Here is a 13,703-nt window from a genome sequence, read left to right as displayed (position 1 = left end):
TTTATTCAGAATTTTGACTATCAAAAATTTCTTCAAGGTCCTCTCCTATAAAAGAAAGACCTAAAACTAAAAAAAACATTGCCAAACCTGGGAACAAAGCCGTCCACCAGATACCTGTAGGTAAAGCGGCAAGAGCCAGATTTAAATCACTTCCCCACTCTGGGACATCTGCAGGAACGCCAAGGCCTAAAAATCCTAAACTTCCTAATACCAAAACAGCATCTGCAGCATTTAGGGTAAGCAGAATAGGCAATGGTGTTATTACATTTGGGAGAATATATTTAAAAATAATTTTTTTAACATCAGCTCCTGCAACTTGAGCTGCCTCCACATAAGTTTCGGATTTAACCAATATTGTCTGATTTCTGATTAATCTAAAATATTGAGGAGAGTAAACAATACACAATGCCAAAGCCGCGTTAAGGATACCCTTACCCAATACAAAAGCCACAACAACTGAAAGTAAAATTACAGGTATTGAAAAAATAGTATCCATTATTAGTGATAAGCATTTATCAAAAAAACCACCAAAATATCCACTTAATAATCCCAAAGGCAAACCCAAACTTAATGAAAAAAGAATAGCTAAGAATACAACTTCTATCGCTAATGATGATCCTTGCAAAGTTCTTAAGCAAACATCTCTTCCTAATCTATCTGTGCCACAAAAATGATTAAGAGAAGGAGGGGCAAAGATATCATTGCTTAACATTGAAAATGAATAGCCAAAAAAATTATTGGCCTCTAAAAATTTCATTATTAAAACAACAAGAAGATAAAAAAGTACAATTAAAAATCCAGCTTTTCTGATATTTGCGCCGACACGATTAAATGAGTTAATATCCAAAATCTTTTTTTAAAGATATAAATGAAATATACCCAATTCTTTTAAAAATAAATAGCTAAAAATTTTAAATTAAAAGAAATTACTGGTTTAATTTCAAGACTGCCATAAAAGCTTCTTGTGGGACTTCAACTTTACCCATTGCCTTCATCCTCTTTTTACCTTTGGCTTGTTTCTTTAAAAGTTTCTTTTTCCTAGAAATATCCCCGCCATAACATTTAGATAAAACATCTTTTCGCAAAGCACTTATGCTTTCACTTGCAATAATCCTGCTACCGATTGATGCTTGAATAGGTATTTTAAATTGTTGTTTTGGAATAAGTTCTTTTAATTTTTCAACTAAACTTCTGCCAATTCCATAAGCCTTATCTTTATGAACAATTGAAGTTAATGGATCTGCTCTTTCTGAATTTATTAGAACATCTAATCTAACAAGGTCATTTTTTCTATAGCCAATCAAATGATATTCCATTGATGCATACCCTTGGGTTCTACTTTTCATTTGATCAAAGAAATCTGTAACAACTTCTGCTAATGGAATTTCATAAATCAAGGTAACTCGATCTGTTGTTATGTATTTCATATCTATAAATACTCCCCTTCTTTCCTGACATAAACCCATTAATGTTCCATTAAATTCATTGGGAGCATAAATTTCCATTTTCACATAAGGCTCTTCTATTGATTCTCTAAGTTGAGGATCAGGAATTGTAGAAGGATTATCAATAAAGATATGTTCCTGCTGATTTAAATTAACTTTATAAATAACTGATGGTGCCGTTACGATTAGATCCAAGTCATATTCTCTTTCTAATCTTTCTTGAACAATCTCCATATGAAGAAGTCCTAGGAATCCGCACCTAAATCCGAATCCCATTGCGCTACTGGTTTCGGGCTCATACTTTAAAGCCGCATCAGATAATTGTAATTTTTCTAGTGATACTCTTAAATCTGGAAATTGATCAGCATCAGTCGGGAATAAGCCACAAAAAACCATAGGATTTGCTGTCTTATATCCAGGCAAAGGATCATTGGCAGGTGAATTTAAAAGAGTAATCGTATCTCCCACTCTCGCATCAGCAACTGATTTTATAGAAGCAGCTAAATAACCAACTTCTCCTGCATGTAATTCATCAACTTGCTGCTGATCAGGCGCCATTATTCCTATCTCATCTAGTTCATAATTTTTCTTACTTGCCATTAATAATATTTTTTCTCTCTTATTTAGAGACCCAGATATCACTCTGAAATAAACAATAACTCCCCTGTAAGGATCATAGTAAGAATCAAAGATCAGTGCCTTTGTAGGTAGTTTAATTTCATCTTGAGGAGGAGGAACTCTTCTTACGATTGCTTCCAAAATATCTTTAATACCAACTCCAGTTTTTGCTGAACAATTTATTGCATTAGATGTATCAAGTCCAATAATTTCCTCTATTTCTTGTTTTATTTTTTCAGCATCAGCCCCTGGTAAATCAACTTTATTTAAAACAGGAATTATTTCAAGATTATTTTCTAAGGCAAGATAAACATTAGCTAAGGTTTGAGCTTCTACTCCTTGACTTGCATCAACAACAAGTAAGGCGCCTTCACAAGCTTGAAGAGATCTACTAACCTCATAAGAGAAATCAACATGCCCTGGAGTATCTATTAAGTTCAAAACATATTCTTGGGAATCGTCAGCTTTATATTTCATCCTAGCGGCCTGTAACTTGATAGTAATTCCTCTCTCTCTTTCAAGATCCATACTGTCTAAAAATTGTTCTTGCATATCCCTTTGCTGCACAGTACCAGTATCTTGAAGTAACCTATCTGCAAGGGTAGATTTACCATGGTCAATATGAGCGATTATGCAGAAATTTCTAATTTTTGAAACAGATATATCAGTCATATAGAAAGAAAAATTCTCCTCTAATTACATCTTGATTAATATTAGCTAATTAGAATTATGGATGGAAACCAAAAATGGAATTATTTCTTTTTTTAATTTCTTTTATGAAGGTACTGTAATTTTCAGAGACTGATAGTTCTGGATAAATTAAGTCATTTATCTTTTTCTGAAGATTATGCTTATCGTTTAAAAATAAAACAGATTTTTCTAGAACCTCAACCATAATTGAAACCGCAGTACTTGCTCCCGGAGAGGCTCCCAACAAAGCAGATAATGATCCATCAGATGAATTTACAATCTCAGTTCCAAATTTCAAAGAACCACCTCCTTCAGTTTTTTTAATTATTTGGACTCTTTGACCAGCATTCTTTAAATACCAATCATAAGAATTAGCTGATGGCATCATATTCTTTAAATTCTCAACTCTTGAGTTATGGTTCTTTAATGATTGTGATATTAGGTAATTAATTAAATCGTTGTTCTTGAAACCAACGTCTAACATAGAAAAAATATTATTCTTTTTAATTGAACTAAATAAGTCAAAGTATGAACTTTGTTTTAGAAATTTCGTTGTAAATCCAGCAAAAGGTCCATATAAAAGAAGTTTTTTATTATCAATCCATCTGGTGTCTAAATGAGGCACAGACATTGGTGGGGATCCAATATCAGCTTTACCATAAACTTTTGAGTTATGTTTTTCTGTTAGATCTTTTTTCTCGCAAATAAGCCATTTCCCACTAACAGGAAATCCACCATAACTTTTTGCTTCTGGAATTTTTGATTTTTGTAAATAATTTATTGTTTTTCCACCAGCACCAAGAAAAACGTAGCCAGTTCTAATTGAAGTTTTTCTACCTTCAGAACTGATTTCTAGTTCCCATTGTTTTTTATCAATTTTCTTTAAATCTACTAATTCTGTTTTGTATCTAATTTCAACATTTTTGTTTAAAGAAACTAATGACAAATACTCTTTAGTTAAAGCCTCAAAATTAATATCAGTTCCCCTACCTATTCTGGTAGCAGCAATTTGAGTAGATGGATTTCTATCTTTTGTTATTAAAGGAGCCCATGATGAAATTTCATCAAAAGATGTAGAAAATTCCATATCGATAAATTCAGGATTTTCGGACATTTTCTGAAATCTTTTTTTTAAAAAAGAAATATTATCCTGACCAGAAACAAAGCTAATATGAGGAATAAATTTTAGAAACTTGTTAATATCAATTTTCCCTGCTTCATACAATGAGGCCCATAAAGACATGGATGTTTCAAAAGAACGATTTATTGAGAGCGCTTTATCTATTTTTAGATTTCCTTTTTCATCTAAAGGGGTATAGTTTAATTCGCAATTAGCCGCATGTCCTGTACCAGCATTATTAAAAGCACCAGTACTTTCACTTCCTGGAGCATTTAATTTTTCTATAATAAGAAGTTTTATATCTGGTAAAACTTCTGAAATTAGGAGGGCTAAAGTACTACTCATTATCCCTGCTCCTACTAAGACTGCATCAAAGTAGCTATTGTCATTAGTGGGATTTTTAGATGAAGTCACAACAGAAAATTATCTTTTTTGCAATTAATCAGATTTCTTTCTAGGCTTATTATAAAGTTAATCCAAAATTATGAGTACTGAAACACTTTCTCTGACAAACGAAAATGTAGAAAAAGTCCTTGACGAGCTAAGACCTTTTTTAATTTCTGATGGAGGTAATGTTGAGATTGCAGAAATAGATGGTCCAATTGTCAAAGTCAGACTTCAAGGAGCATGTGGTAGTTGCCCAAGTAGCACTATGACTCTCAAAATGGGTATTGAAAGAAAGTTAAAAGAAATGATTCCTGAAATAAGCGAAGTTGTCCAGGTTTTATAAAAATTTTTAACTGAAATATTTATTTTTTAGTTTTTAATTCCTTCAACAAAGATGATTCCATATCAAGGCAATCAATTGGAAGTCCTTGACCAATAGCGATTAAAAGAGGTGCAAGAATTCCTAAAGTAAAAACTAAATTTGATTGGCTTACATCATATTTACTCAAAGTAAAAGTTATCAAATAAATAATTGAAAAATAAGCATGTAGTGAAAAAAATTCTTTTGGCTTTAACACTGGCCACCTTAAAGTATTTCCCAAGAAATATAAAAAACCTGTCATAAATAAATAGTTACATGAAGATTAAACCAAATATAAACATAAACCTTTTTAGAGACTATTTATAAAAAAATTTACCTAAGATAATAATTAAAAAAACATTAAATCTTCGTTTCTATTTGTAAAAGCTAGACATGCTGTTAAAAATACGCTTATAATTATTTGGTAGCAATCGCTACTTTTTCGTTCACCCTCATTTGAGGGCGCAGTTCGAGCCATACCATGGAACGGGGGATGGCCGTGTTGTCACATCGAATCATGACTACTTTAACTTACAGAGGTAAAAACTACGTTCAAAACAAAGAAGCTGCTAAAAAGCAACTTGTTGAACTTACCTACAGAAGAAACGTATACACCAATAGAATGGATGACGCTTCTTCAAGTAATGAAAAAGCAGAATTAAATTATAGAGGTGTTAATTACACTAAATAATTTAATTAAACAAATTAAAAGCCTCTTTTCAGGGGCTTTTTTTTTGGGCTATATTTATCGAGAGTCCTTTAAAAAAAATGTCTGAAAGTTGCTGTAATACAACCACATCTAATAAAGCATCTAATCAATTCGATCATAAAGATGCGATTCAAGAAAGATATGGTTCAGCCGCACTAGAAAAAGAAAGTTGTCTTTGTACACCAGTTGGGTTTAATCCCGTTTTACTTGAAGCAATTCCTAAAGAGGTTATAGAAAGAGACTATGGATGTGGGGATCCAACTAAATATGTTCAAAAAAATGATATAGTCTTAGATCTTGGAAGTGGTAGCGGCAAAAATGCTTTTATTTGTGCCCAAATTGTTGGGAAAGAAGGGAAAGTTATTGGAGTTGATCAGAATCCTGATATGCTTTCTTTATCTAGATCAGCCTCTAAAGAAGTTACAAAAAATATAGGGTTCAACAATACAAAATTTCTAGAAGGTTCAATTGAAAAACTTGATGAATTAGATAAAGATTTAAGTCCATTAATCGCCGACAAATCAGTTGATATTATTTTAAGTAATTGCGTTTTAAACTTGGTAAGTCCAGAATCTAGAAATAACCTTCTTAGAAATATAAAAAGAGTTTTAAACGATAATGGAAGAATTGCAATTAGCGATATTGTCTCTAGCAAAAAAGTTCCTTTAAGATTGCAAAATGATCATGATCTATGGACAGGATGTATTAGTGGAGCATGGTATGAACCAGACTTTATAAGTGACTTTAAAGAACTAGGATTTAAAAATTTAGAATTTGCAGAAAGGAGTGCTGAACCTTGGAAAGTAATTGAGGATATAGAATTTAGAACAGTAACTTTAGTAGGCAATATTTAAAAAATTCAAGAGTTTAAAAATATAACTTAAATTTCCATGAGAAATAATCTAAGAGATCAAATACCAGCATTAAAAAATAAGTATTATTTCAACTATGGAGGTCAAGGACCATTACCAAAATCTTCTTTAGAAGCCATAGTTAAAACGTGGGAAATTATCCAAGATTTAGGACCATTTACTAACAATATGTGGCCTTTTATTTACAAAGAAATATTGACCACAAAAAGGCTCATTGCAAAAAAATTAGGTGTAAATTCAAAGAATGTAGCTTTAACCGAGAATATCTCTTCCGGTATGATTTTGCCCTTTTGGGGAATAAAAGTAGAAGAGGGAGAAGAGCTGTTAATAAGTGACTGTGAACATCCTGGAGTAGTGGCTGCAAGTCGAGAATTTTGCAGAAGAAATAAATTAATATTCAAAATTTTGCCGATCCAAAAATTCAAAAATCTAAACGACGAAAATATAATTTTAGAGATTTTGAAAAATCTAAATAGTAAGACTAAGATACTAATTATTTCTCATATCTTATGGAACTTTGGATATAAAATTCCTTTAAAACAAATTTCTATCGAATTAAAAAATAATCGAGCAGATTCTTATTTACTTGTTGATGGTGCTCAAACCTTTGGGCATATAAATATTGAAAAAGAAGTTTTTTATTCTGATTTATATTCAATAACTTCTCATAAATGGGCATGTGGACCAGAAGGACTTGGAGCCATTTATGTTTCAGATAGATTTATTCATGAAACAGATCCAACAATAATTGGTTGGAAATCATTAAAAAAAGAACAAGGCATTTATGAGCCTTCAGATAATCTTTTTCATGATGATGCAAGGAAGTTTGAAGTAGCTACATCTTGCATTCCTTTACTTGCAGGGCTTCGTAATTCTATAGATCTTTTGGATAAAGACTGCCATGAAAAAGAAAAAAGCGAAAATATCAAAAGATTAAGTGAGAAACTTTGGGATGAATTAAATCAATTAAAGGGTGTTGAATTAGTTTTAGAAAAAAAGTACTTAAATGGGATAGTTAGTTTTAACATCGAAAATATTAAAGATAAGGATAAATTTGTAAATAAACTTGGAGAAAAGAAAATTTGGATTAGAGTTTTAGAAGATCCAAAATGGTTTAGAGCATGCGTACATCAAATGACGATAGAAGCTGAGATTAATTTACTTTCTGAAGAAATTAAAAAATTACCAGGGTATTTCTGAGCTATCCCAAGCAATAAATTTTCCAGTACATTCCGGGGATTGATTTTTAATAATATTTATCAAAAATTGGGAGGATTTTTCTTTACTAAATAATTTATGTTCTGGCACAAATTTATGAAAAGGTCTAGATAAATCAGTATCTACTGTTCCTGGATGAAGCAATGTGATAGTAGCCTTTGGGAAACGTCTAGACCATTCAATACTTAAAGATTTAAAAAACTGATTTTGCGCAGATTTTGCAGCTCTATATGAATACCAACCTCCAGTTTGATTATCTCCAATGCTACCAACTCTTGCACTTATACTTGCAAAATTAAAATCCAAATCTTTTGGTATAAATTCTTCAATCGCTTTAGCTAATAAAATAGGAGAAAAGGCGTTTATTGAAAAACTTTCCATCATATTTTTTTTATCAAGATGTTGTAATCTTTTTTCTGGTTGAAGAGAATCACCATGAAGTCTACCTGTAGCATTAACAACTAGCCTTAATTTTGAAGGCTGATTTGATATTTTATTTTTCAACTGCAAAAGGGATTGAGAATCCTCTATATCTAATTCCCAAAAAGAATTAAATTCACTTTTTCTTCCACACAAAACAACTTCTAAATCTTTTTCACTTTCACTCAGATCTTTAGCTATTTGGGTTCCAATTCCACCTGCGCCTACAACTAAGGCTAAGCCTTTCATTTTATTAAAAATAACTCTATCAATTCTAAGAAACTTTTCCTGTAATTTGCGTAAAGATCTTTCTTATTTGATTAGGAAATTTTATTGAGATTTTCTTTTTTCTTTTAATAATTTATAAGCTATTTTTCTATCATCAAAATTAATAACTTTATCATTGAGAATTTGGTAGTCTTCATGTCCTTTACCTGCAATTAAAACAATATCTTCTTTATTGGCAAATTTAATAGATTCATTTATTGCTTTAAATCTATCAATCTCAATTGTTATTTTTTCTCTTTTTTTTATACCCATCAAAATATCATTTACTATCTTTTGGGGTTCTTCTGATCTTGGATTATCTGAAGTTATAAAAAGTTGATCAGAAAACTCTTCAGCTATTGATCCCATTAAAGGCCTTTTACCAAGATCTCGATCTCCTCCACAGCCAAAAACAGTAATGAGTTTTCCCTTACAAAGTTTTTTAATTGATTGCAAAACTTTTTTTAATCCATCAGGAGTGTGGGCATAATCAACAATTACTGTTGGAAGTGATCTTAAAACGTCATCATTATCAATTTCTATTTTCTCCATTCGCCCAGGAGCGCCAGGGAAAGATCGTATTAACTTTGATAGATCTTTTAAAGAAAAATTAAGTTTATACAAAATTGTTATTGCTTGAATCGCATTCATTAAATTAAATTCTCCAACGAGTGGAACAAAAAGTTGAATTTTTTCCTTGGGTGTATGAAAAATGCAGGTTGAGCCATTTTCAGTAAATTTTTTATCTGTTACGAAAAAAAAATCATGATTTTTAAATTCACTTTCAGTAATCTTTGTAGACACTAATGAAGATCTTTTTTCAAGATCAGATGATAATTTAGATATCCAAGGGTCATCGTGATTTAATACAGAAATTCCATCCTTTTCTATTAAATAAGGTGGTAAAAACAATTTTCTTTTTGTTTGAAAATAAGATTCCATATCTGAGTGATAATCAAGATGATCTTGAGTTAAATTAGTAAAAATAGCCGCCTCAAATTCGCATCCTGATATCCTCTTTTGAGCAATAGAATGAGAACTTACTTCTAATATCGCGAATTCAGATTCTGCCTCAACAGCAGCATTTAATTTCTTTTGAAGTTTATCGGCGAAATCAGTTGTATGAGAAGCAACTTCTGAGAAGCCAGGCCATCTATTAAACAAGGTCCCAAATAATGCAGTCTTTTTCCCTAATTTTTTTAAAAGGTATTCCAATAAGAAAGTAATTGTCGTTTTTCCATTTGTACCAGTAACACCAATAAGTTTAAGTTTTCTTGAAGGCCTATTCCAAAACTCAGCGACTATTTGACCAAAAATATAATCTAAATTATCCTCAATAACCAAAATCCTTTTTCGATCAATAGATCCAATTTTCTGTTTTGCAGCAGGCCCAATAATGGCAGCCTCTGCGCCATTTTCAATTGCCTCAATACAAAATTTTCCTCCATCAACATTTAAACCAGGCATTCCTAAAAATAAAGTTCCTTTTTGTACTTCTTTAGAGTTAAAAGAAATATTATTGATATCTTGATCGATAAGATTTGATGAAGGAATAATTCCTACCAAATCTAAAAGTTTATGTAATTTTATAGATCTCATATAAAAAAATTATTTCTCCAGAATGGTACTAATATTTTTTTGAAACCAATTCTTTAATTGATCATCTTTTAATCTTGGAGAAATGCGAGGCAATTCTATGATCTCCTCGGACCTAATTCTTTCAATAGCAATAACAGGTACTTCATAATCATATTTTTTATATTTATCTTTATATAAATCGACCCTATCAATATCAATTTCTTTAAGCTCCTCTAGATTAGGGAATAACTCATTAAGATTTATTTTTGCCAGTTTGTTTTTTAATGAATCACAAAGGCAACATCCCTGCCTAACAAAAATAAATATTTTCATTCATTTACTCAGGCACAGGGTCACATCCACAGGGAGTTAAAGGATGACATCTGCTTAATCTTTTTAAAGTTAACCACCCTCCCTTCCAAGGACCATGTCTAGTAATTGCCTCATATCCATAAGAGCTGCAACTTGGAATAAATCTGCATCTTGGTCCAAAAAAAGGAGAAAACCACTTTTGATAAAACGAAATCAAAAAAAGAAGTATAGAAGTAATTGATTTATTTATAGTTTTGAACACTTTCATGATGTAAAATAATATTTCCAGTAGTAATTAGTTTAATTGAATTTAATCAATTATCCAATTTATTGCAATTTTCTATTTAATTTAAAATTATGTCAAGATACCGCGGCCCCAGATTAAGGGTTACGCGTCGCTTGGGAGAACTACCAGGTCTCACCAGGAAAGCTTCAAAGAAGTCTAATCCTCCAGGTCAGCACGGCCAAGCCCGTCGCAAGCGATCAGAATATGCAATTCGTCTAGAAGAAAAGCAGAAACTTAGGTTTAATTATGGAGTTTCTGAAAAACAACTAGTACGTTATGTGAAAAAAGCTAGAGCTCAAGAAGGATCTACAGGTACTAACCTACTAAGACTTTTAGAAAACAGACTTGATAATGTTTGTTTTAGATTGGGTTTTGGAGGTACCATTCCAGGCTCAAGACAATTAGTAAATCATGGCCATGTAACCGTTAATGGAAAGGTTCTTGATATTGCTGGTTATCAATGCAAATCAGGCGATGTAATCGGAATTAAAGAAAACAAAGCAAGCAAAAAACTTGTAGAAGGTAATATAGAATTCCCTGGCTTAGCAAATGTCCCACCTCATCTTGATTTAGACAAGCCTAAATTAACGGGAAAAATAAATGGGAAATGCGATAGAGAGTGGGTGGCTCTAGAAATAAACGAACTACTAGTTGTTGAATATTATTCAAGAAAAGTTTAATATTACTTTTCTTTGGATTATTAAATCTCTCTTTAAAAAAATGAGAGATTTAATTTAATTCTTATTTTTAAAAAATAATGGGAAATAAGGAAAATAATATAAAAAAGCCAGGTTTTAAGACCTTATCTATTCACCATGGGGAAACATTTGCTGAAGAAACTGGATGTGTTATGCCTCCTATTTTTTCTACATCTACTTTCAAACATGGAAATAAAGATAATTTCGACTACACCAGATCAGGCAATCCCAACTTTAGAATTCTAGAAAACACCCTTAAATCAATAGAAGATTCTAAATATTGTACAGTTTTTGGATCTGGAATTAGCGCGGTAACTGCAATTTCATCAACACTGAAATCAGGTGACAAGATACTCTGCGAGTCAAATCTCTATGGTTGTACAGTGAGGATGTTCGAAAAAGTTTTCAAGAAATTTGGACTAGAAGTTTTATACACAGATTTTACAAACGAAAATAATGTCAAAAAGATTTCAAACTTCGAGCCAACCTTGATATGGCTAGAAAGTCCAACTAATCCACTTTTGAAAGTACTCGATATTAAGGCGATTTGTGATGAAGCGAATAAACTCGAAATACCAGTAGTTGTAGACAATACCTTCTCTACTGCACTTATTCAAAAACCATTGGACCTTGGTGCAACACTATCGCTTGTAAGCACCACAAAATTCATTAATGGACATAGTGATGCACTTGGCGGAGCAGTACTTACAAATAATGAGGAATGGAATAGTAAGATGCTTTTCTCTCAAAAAGCTCTCGGGCTTCAACCATCTCCTTTTGATAGTTGGCTCATTACGAGAGGAGTAAAAACTCTTCCTTTAAGAATCGAACAACAAACTAAAAGTGCAGAATTTATTTCTGAAGAATTAGGTAATCATAAAATTATTAGTAAAGTAATTTACCCTTTTAATCAAGAACATCCGCAATTTAATTTAGCAAAATCGCAAATGAAATCTGGAGGTTCAATGATCACCCTAAAATTAAATTTAAATAAAGAGGATACTTTTAAATTTTGCAAATCTCTCAAATATTTCTCTCTAGCAGAAAGCCTTGGAGGAGTTGAAAGTTTAATTTGTCACCCTGCAACGATGACTCATGCTTCCATTGATGACAAAACAAAAAATTTACTAGGGATAGATGATGCTCTTGTCAGATTATCAATTGGATGTGAAGATACAAACGATTTAATCTCGGACATTTTATTTGCTTTAAATAAATTCTGAAAATTGAGAGATTTACTTAAAAAACCTATATGGAAAAATTTAGAGTTGGGATATGCAATTCCTGATAGTATTCATGCTGTTTCTGTAGCATTACCAACTTGGAATGATGTAATAAATTACGAGGAAAAAGATCAAGAATGTATGAATTTATTGAAGTCCATTTACCCACGATTCGGGCTAAACCCCATAGTGAAAAGATTATGCGAAAAAGTAAAAAAACAAAATTACTACAACAATAAAAGTATCTGGCCATATCCGAATGAAAGAATAGCTTTTAAAGCTAAAAAATATATTGATAGAAATACTTCTGAACAATTCTCGTTAATAGAAAAAAGAAATAATTTAGCTTTCTTAATAACTGAAAAAGAAGGAAGTATTTATGCAAAATATTTTTGGCAACATACTGGTCTTGGTCTATCTTCAAGAGCTGCCGCTATAGAATTAGGTCTTGAAGATTGCCCTCCAAAATCTTACGTAAATGAATGTTCTCAAAGAATAAAAAATAGAATTTCTAAATCTACAAAAATTGACTCTAATGATATTCACTTAACTTCATCTGGAATGTCTGCATTGCATACATCATTAGAAATCATATATAAATTATTTCCAGCTAAACCAACACTCCAAGTTGGTTTTCCATATGTAGATGTACTTAAATTACCAATGAAAATCTTTCACGGAGCAAAGTTAATTACAGAAGAAAATTGCGCGGATATTGAATTAGAAATCAAAAGAATAAATCCATCAGCATTAATTATTGAACTTCCAAGTAATCCAATGCTCAAATGTGTAAACATTAAAAAAATTTCAAAAATTGCAAAAAAGCTAAATATTCCGTTAATTGTTGACGATACAATTGGTTCGAATTTAAATATAAATTCCATAGAACATGCAGATATAGTTTTTACTTCACTTACAAAAATTTTTTCAGGTAGTGGTGATATTCTTGCCGGATCATTAATACTAAATCCAAAAAGCAAATGGATTGATCAGTTTAGAAATGCATTAAACGAGATTAATATTCCAATACTTTCCGATGGAGATATAGTTTATCTAGAGAGAGTTAGTAGAGATGTAAATCAAAGAGTTTTTGAACAAAATAAAGCATGTTTAGAATTAAAAAAAAGATTAGAGACTCATAGTGAGATTAAGAATATTTTCCATCCTGAAAATTGTCCAAATTTTAATTCTTTACTTACTTCTGATGGAGGATACGGCTGCTTATTATCATTTGAATTAAATGGAGGATTGAAAAAAGCCAAGAAATTTTATGATTCTCTACAAGTATCTAAAGGACCTAGTTTAGGTACAAAATTTACTCTAGTTTGTCCTTATGTTTTACTAGCTCATTATGACGAGTTGGATTGGGCTGAAAGTTTTGGTATACCCTCGCACCTTATTAGAGTATCAGTCGGATTAGAAGACCAAGATCAATTATGGAAAAGCTTTTCTGAAGCACTAAATAATTTCTAAATTCCTAGTATTTACCGTATAGAAAC

At 31.4% G+C, this 13,703-nt stretch carries 15 protein-coding genes; 7 read left to right on the top strand and 8 right to left on the bottom strand.

The features are described 5' to 3' along the window. Window position 1: 1 nt before the first annotated feature. From HA151_RS02200 to HA151_RS02190, 3 genes are all read right to left on the bottom strand, one after another. Window positions 2–757 carry an ABC transporter permease gene (locus HA151_RS02200; RefSeq protein ID WP_012007248.1) on the bottom strand — a complete coding sequence of 252 codons (756 nt, stop codon included), beginning with the start codon at window positions 755–757 and terminating at the stop codon, window positions 2–4. A 169-nt stretch (window positions 758–926) separates the two neighbouring features. Continuing rightward, entirely contained in the window at window positions 927–2,735 is a 1,809-nt protein-coding gene (gene lepA / locus HA151_RS02195; protein ID WP_011817927.1) for a translation elongation factor 4, read from the bottom strand. Between the two features lie 55 nt (window positions 2,736–2,790). Then, the gene (locus tag HA151_RS02190) at window positions 2,791–4,287 is read right to left on the bottom strand and encodes a malate:quinone oxidoreductase (protein ID WP_209105888.1); all 1,497 of its coding nucleotides are present in this window, start codon (window positions 4,285–4,287) and stop codon (window positions 2,791–2,793) included. A gap of 70 nt (window positions 4,288–4,357) precedes the next feature. Between HA151_RS02190 and HA151_RS02185 the strand changes: the two genes are divergently transcribed. Next, entirely contained in the window at window positions 4,358–4,603 is a 246-nt protein-coding gene (locus HA151_RS02185) for a NifU family protein (protein ID WP_002805305.1), read from the top strand. Between the two features lie 19 nt (window positions 4,604–4,622). On the opposite strand, the gene HA151_RS02180 is transcribed toward HA151_RS02185, so the two are convergent. Beyond that, a complete protein-coding gene (locus HA151_RS02180) occupies window positions 4,623–4,883 on the bottom strand; it encodes a hypothetical protein (protein WP_209105887.1) in 261 nt (86 codons plus the stop codon). Window positions 4,884–5,138: 255 nt separating this feature from the next. On the opposite strand from HA151_RS02180, the gene HA151_RS02175 reads away from it, so the two are divergent. The 3 genes from HA151_RS02175 (at window position 5,139) to HA151_RS02165 (ending at window position 7,402) form a co-directional block, all read left to right on the top strand. Beyond that, window positions 5,139–5,312, top strand: coding sequence for a DUF4278 domain-containing protein (locus tag HA151_RS02175; RefSeq protein WP_071813219.1), 174 nt, complete (start codon window positions 5,139–5,141; stop codon window positions 5,310–5,312). Between the two features lie 77 nt (window positions 5,313–5,389). Further along, window positions 5,390–6,184 carry a methyltransferase domain-containing protein gene (locus HA151_RS02170; protein ID WP_209105886.1) on the top strand — a complete coding sequence of 265 codons (795 nt, stop codon included), beginning with the start codon at window positions 5,390–5,392 and terminating at the stop codon, window positions 6,182–6,184. 36 nt (window positions 6,185–6,220) lie between these two features. After that, complete coding sequence (locus tag HA151_RS02165; protein WP_209105885.1) at window positions 6,221–7,402, top strand: aminotransferase class V-fold PLP-dependent enzyme; 1,182 nt, start codon at window positions 6,221–6,223, stop codon at window positions 7,400–7,402. Here HA151_RS02165 and HA151_RS02160 read toward each other — a convergent pair. The 4 genes from HA151_RS02160 to yidD all read right to left on the bottom strand — a co-directional run bounded on the left by HA151_RS02160 (window position 7,385) and on the right by yidD (window position 10,259). Next, the gene (locus tag HA151_RS02160; protein WP_209105884.1) at window positions 7,385–8,089 is read right to left on the bottom strand and encodes an SDR family NAD(P)-dependent oxidoreductase; all 705 of its coding nucleotides are present in this window, start codon (window positions 8,087–8,089) and stop codon (window positions 7,385–7,387) included. The genes HA151_RS02165 and HA151_RS02160 overlap by 18 nt on opposite strands. Window positions 8,090–8,170: 81 nt before the next feature. After that, window positions 8,171–9,706 (bottom strand): UDP-N-acetylmuramoyl-L-alanyl-D-glutamate--2,6-diaminopimelate ligase, encoded by a 1,536-nt coding sequence (locus HA151_RS02155; RefSeq protein WP_209105883.1) that lies wholly within the window; start codon window positions 9,704–9,706, stop codon window positions 8,171–8,173. 9 nt (window positions 9,707–9,715) lie between these two features. Further along, on the bottom strand, window positions 9,716–10,018 hold the full coding sequence (locus tag HA151_RS02150; RefSeq protein WP_025887563.1) for a glutaredoxin family protein: 303 nt from the start codon (window positions 10,016–10,018) through the stop codon (window positions 9,716–9,718). A gap of 4 nt (window positions 10,019–10,022) precedes the next feature. After that, window positions 10,023–10,259, bottom strand: a complete 237-nt coding sequence (gene yidD / locus HA151_RS02145; protein WP_209106130.1) for a membrane protein insertion efficiency factor YidD — start codon at window positions 10,257–10,259, stop codon at window positions 10,023–10,025. Between the two features lie 95 nt (window positions 10,260–10,354). Between yidD and rpsD the strand changes: the two genes are divergently transcribed. From rpsD to HA151_RS02130, 3 genes are all read left to right on the top strand, one after another. Then, window positions 10,355–10,963 (top strand): 30S ribosomal protein S4, encoded by a 609-nt coding sequence (rpsD, locus tag HA151_RS02140; protein WP_011817920.1) that lies wholly within the window; start codon window positions 10,355–10,357, stop codon window positions 10,961–10,963. 77 nt (window positions 10,964–11,040) lie between these two features. Further along, window positions 11,041–12,204, top strand: coding sequence for a trans-sulfuration enzyme family protein (locus HA151_RS02135; protein ID WP_209105882.1), 1,164 nt, complete (start codon window positions 11,041–11,043; stop codon window positions 12,202–12,204). A gap of 3 nt (window positions 12,205–12,207) precedes the next feature. Beyond that, a complete protein-coding gene (locus HA151_RS02130) occupies window positions 12,208–13,677 on the top strand; it encodes a PLP-dependent transferase (RefSeq protein ID WP_209105881.1) in 1,470 nt (489 codons plus the stop codon). Window positions 13,678–13,703: the final 26 nt, after the last annotated feature.

This window comes from Prochlorococcus marinus XMU1419 (assembly GCF_017695955.1).
GTDB classification, from domain to species: domain Bacteria; phylum Cyanobacteriota; class Cyanobacteriia; order PCC-6307; family Cyanobiaceae; genus Prochlorococcus_A; species Prochlorococcus_A marinus_AD.
This window is presented reverse-complemented; position numbering and strand designations above follow the sequence as displayed.

What these genes read in the sequence shown, in the direction of transcription:
- HA151_RS02200 (WP_012007248.1), bottom strand. Translation starts at nt 757, where the DNA reads ATGAAATTTTTAGAGGCCAATAATTTTTTTGGCTATTCATTTTCAATG.
- HA151_RS02160 (WP_209105884.1), bottom strand. Translation starts at nt 8,089, where the DNA reads ATGAAAGGCTTAGCCTTAGTTGTAGGCGCAGGTGGAATTGGAACCCAA.
- HA151_RS02150 (WP_025887563.1), bottom strand. Translation starts at nt 10,018, where the DNA reads ATGAAAATATTTATTTTTGTTAGGCAGGGATGTTGCCTTTGTGATTCA.
- HA151_RS02185 (WP_002805305.1), top strand. Translation starts at nt 4,358, where the DNA reads ATGAGTACTGAAACACTTTCTCTGACAAACGAAAATGTAGAAAAAGTC.
- HA151_RS02135 (WP_209105882.1), top strand. Translation starts at nt 11,041, where the DNA reads ATGGGAAATAAGGAAAATAATATAAAAAAGCCAGGTTTTAAGACCTTA.
- lepA (WP_011817927.1), bottom strand. Translation starts at nt 2,735, where the DNA reads ATGACTGATATATCTGTTTCAAAAATTAGAAATTTCTGCATAATCGCT.
- HA151_RS02165 (WP_209105885.1), top strand. Translation starts at nt 6,221, where the DNA reads ATGAGAAATAATCTAAGAGATCAAATACCAGCATTAAAAAATAAGTAT.
- rpsD (WP_011817920.1), top strand. Translation starts at nt 10,355, where the DNA reads ATGTCAAGATACCGCGGCCCCAGATTAAGGGTTACGCGTCGCTTGGGA.
- HA151_RS02175 (WP_071813219.1), top strand. Translation starts at nt 5,139, where the DNA reads ATGACTACTTTAACTTACAGAGGTAAAAACTACGTTCAAAACAAAGAA.
- HA151_RS02155 (WP_209105883.1), bottom strand. Translation starts at nt 9,706, where the DNA reads ATGAGATCTATAAAATTACATAAACTTTTAGATTTGGTAGGAATTATT.
- HA151_RS02170 (WP_209105886.1), top strand. Translation starts at nt 5,390, where the DNA reads ATGTCTGAAAGTTGCTGTAATACAACCACATCTAATAAAGCATCTAAT.
- HA151_RS02180 (WP_209105887.1), bottom strand. Translation starts at nt 4,883, where the DNA reads ATGACAGGTTTTTTATATTTCTTGGGAAATACTTTAAGGTGGCCAGTG.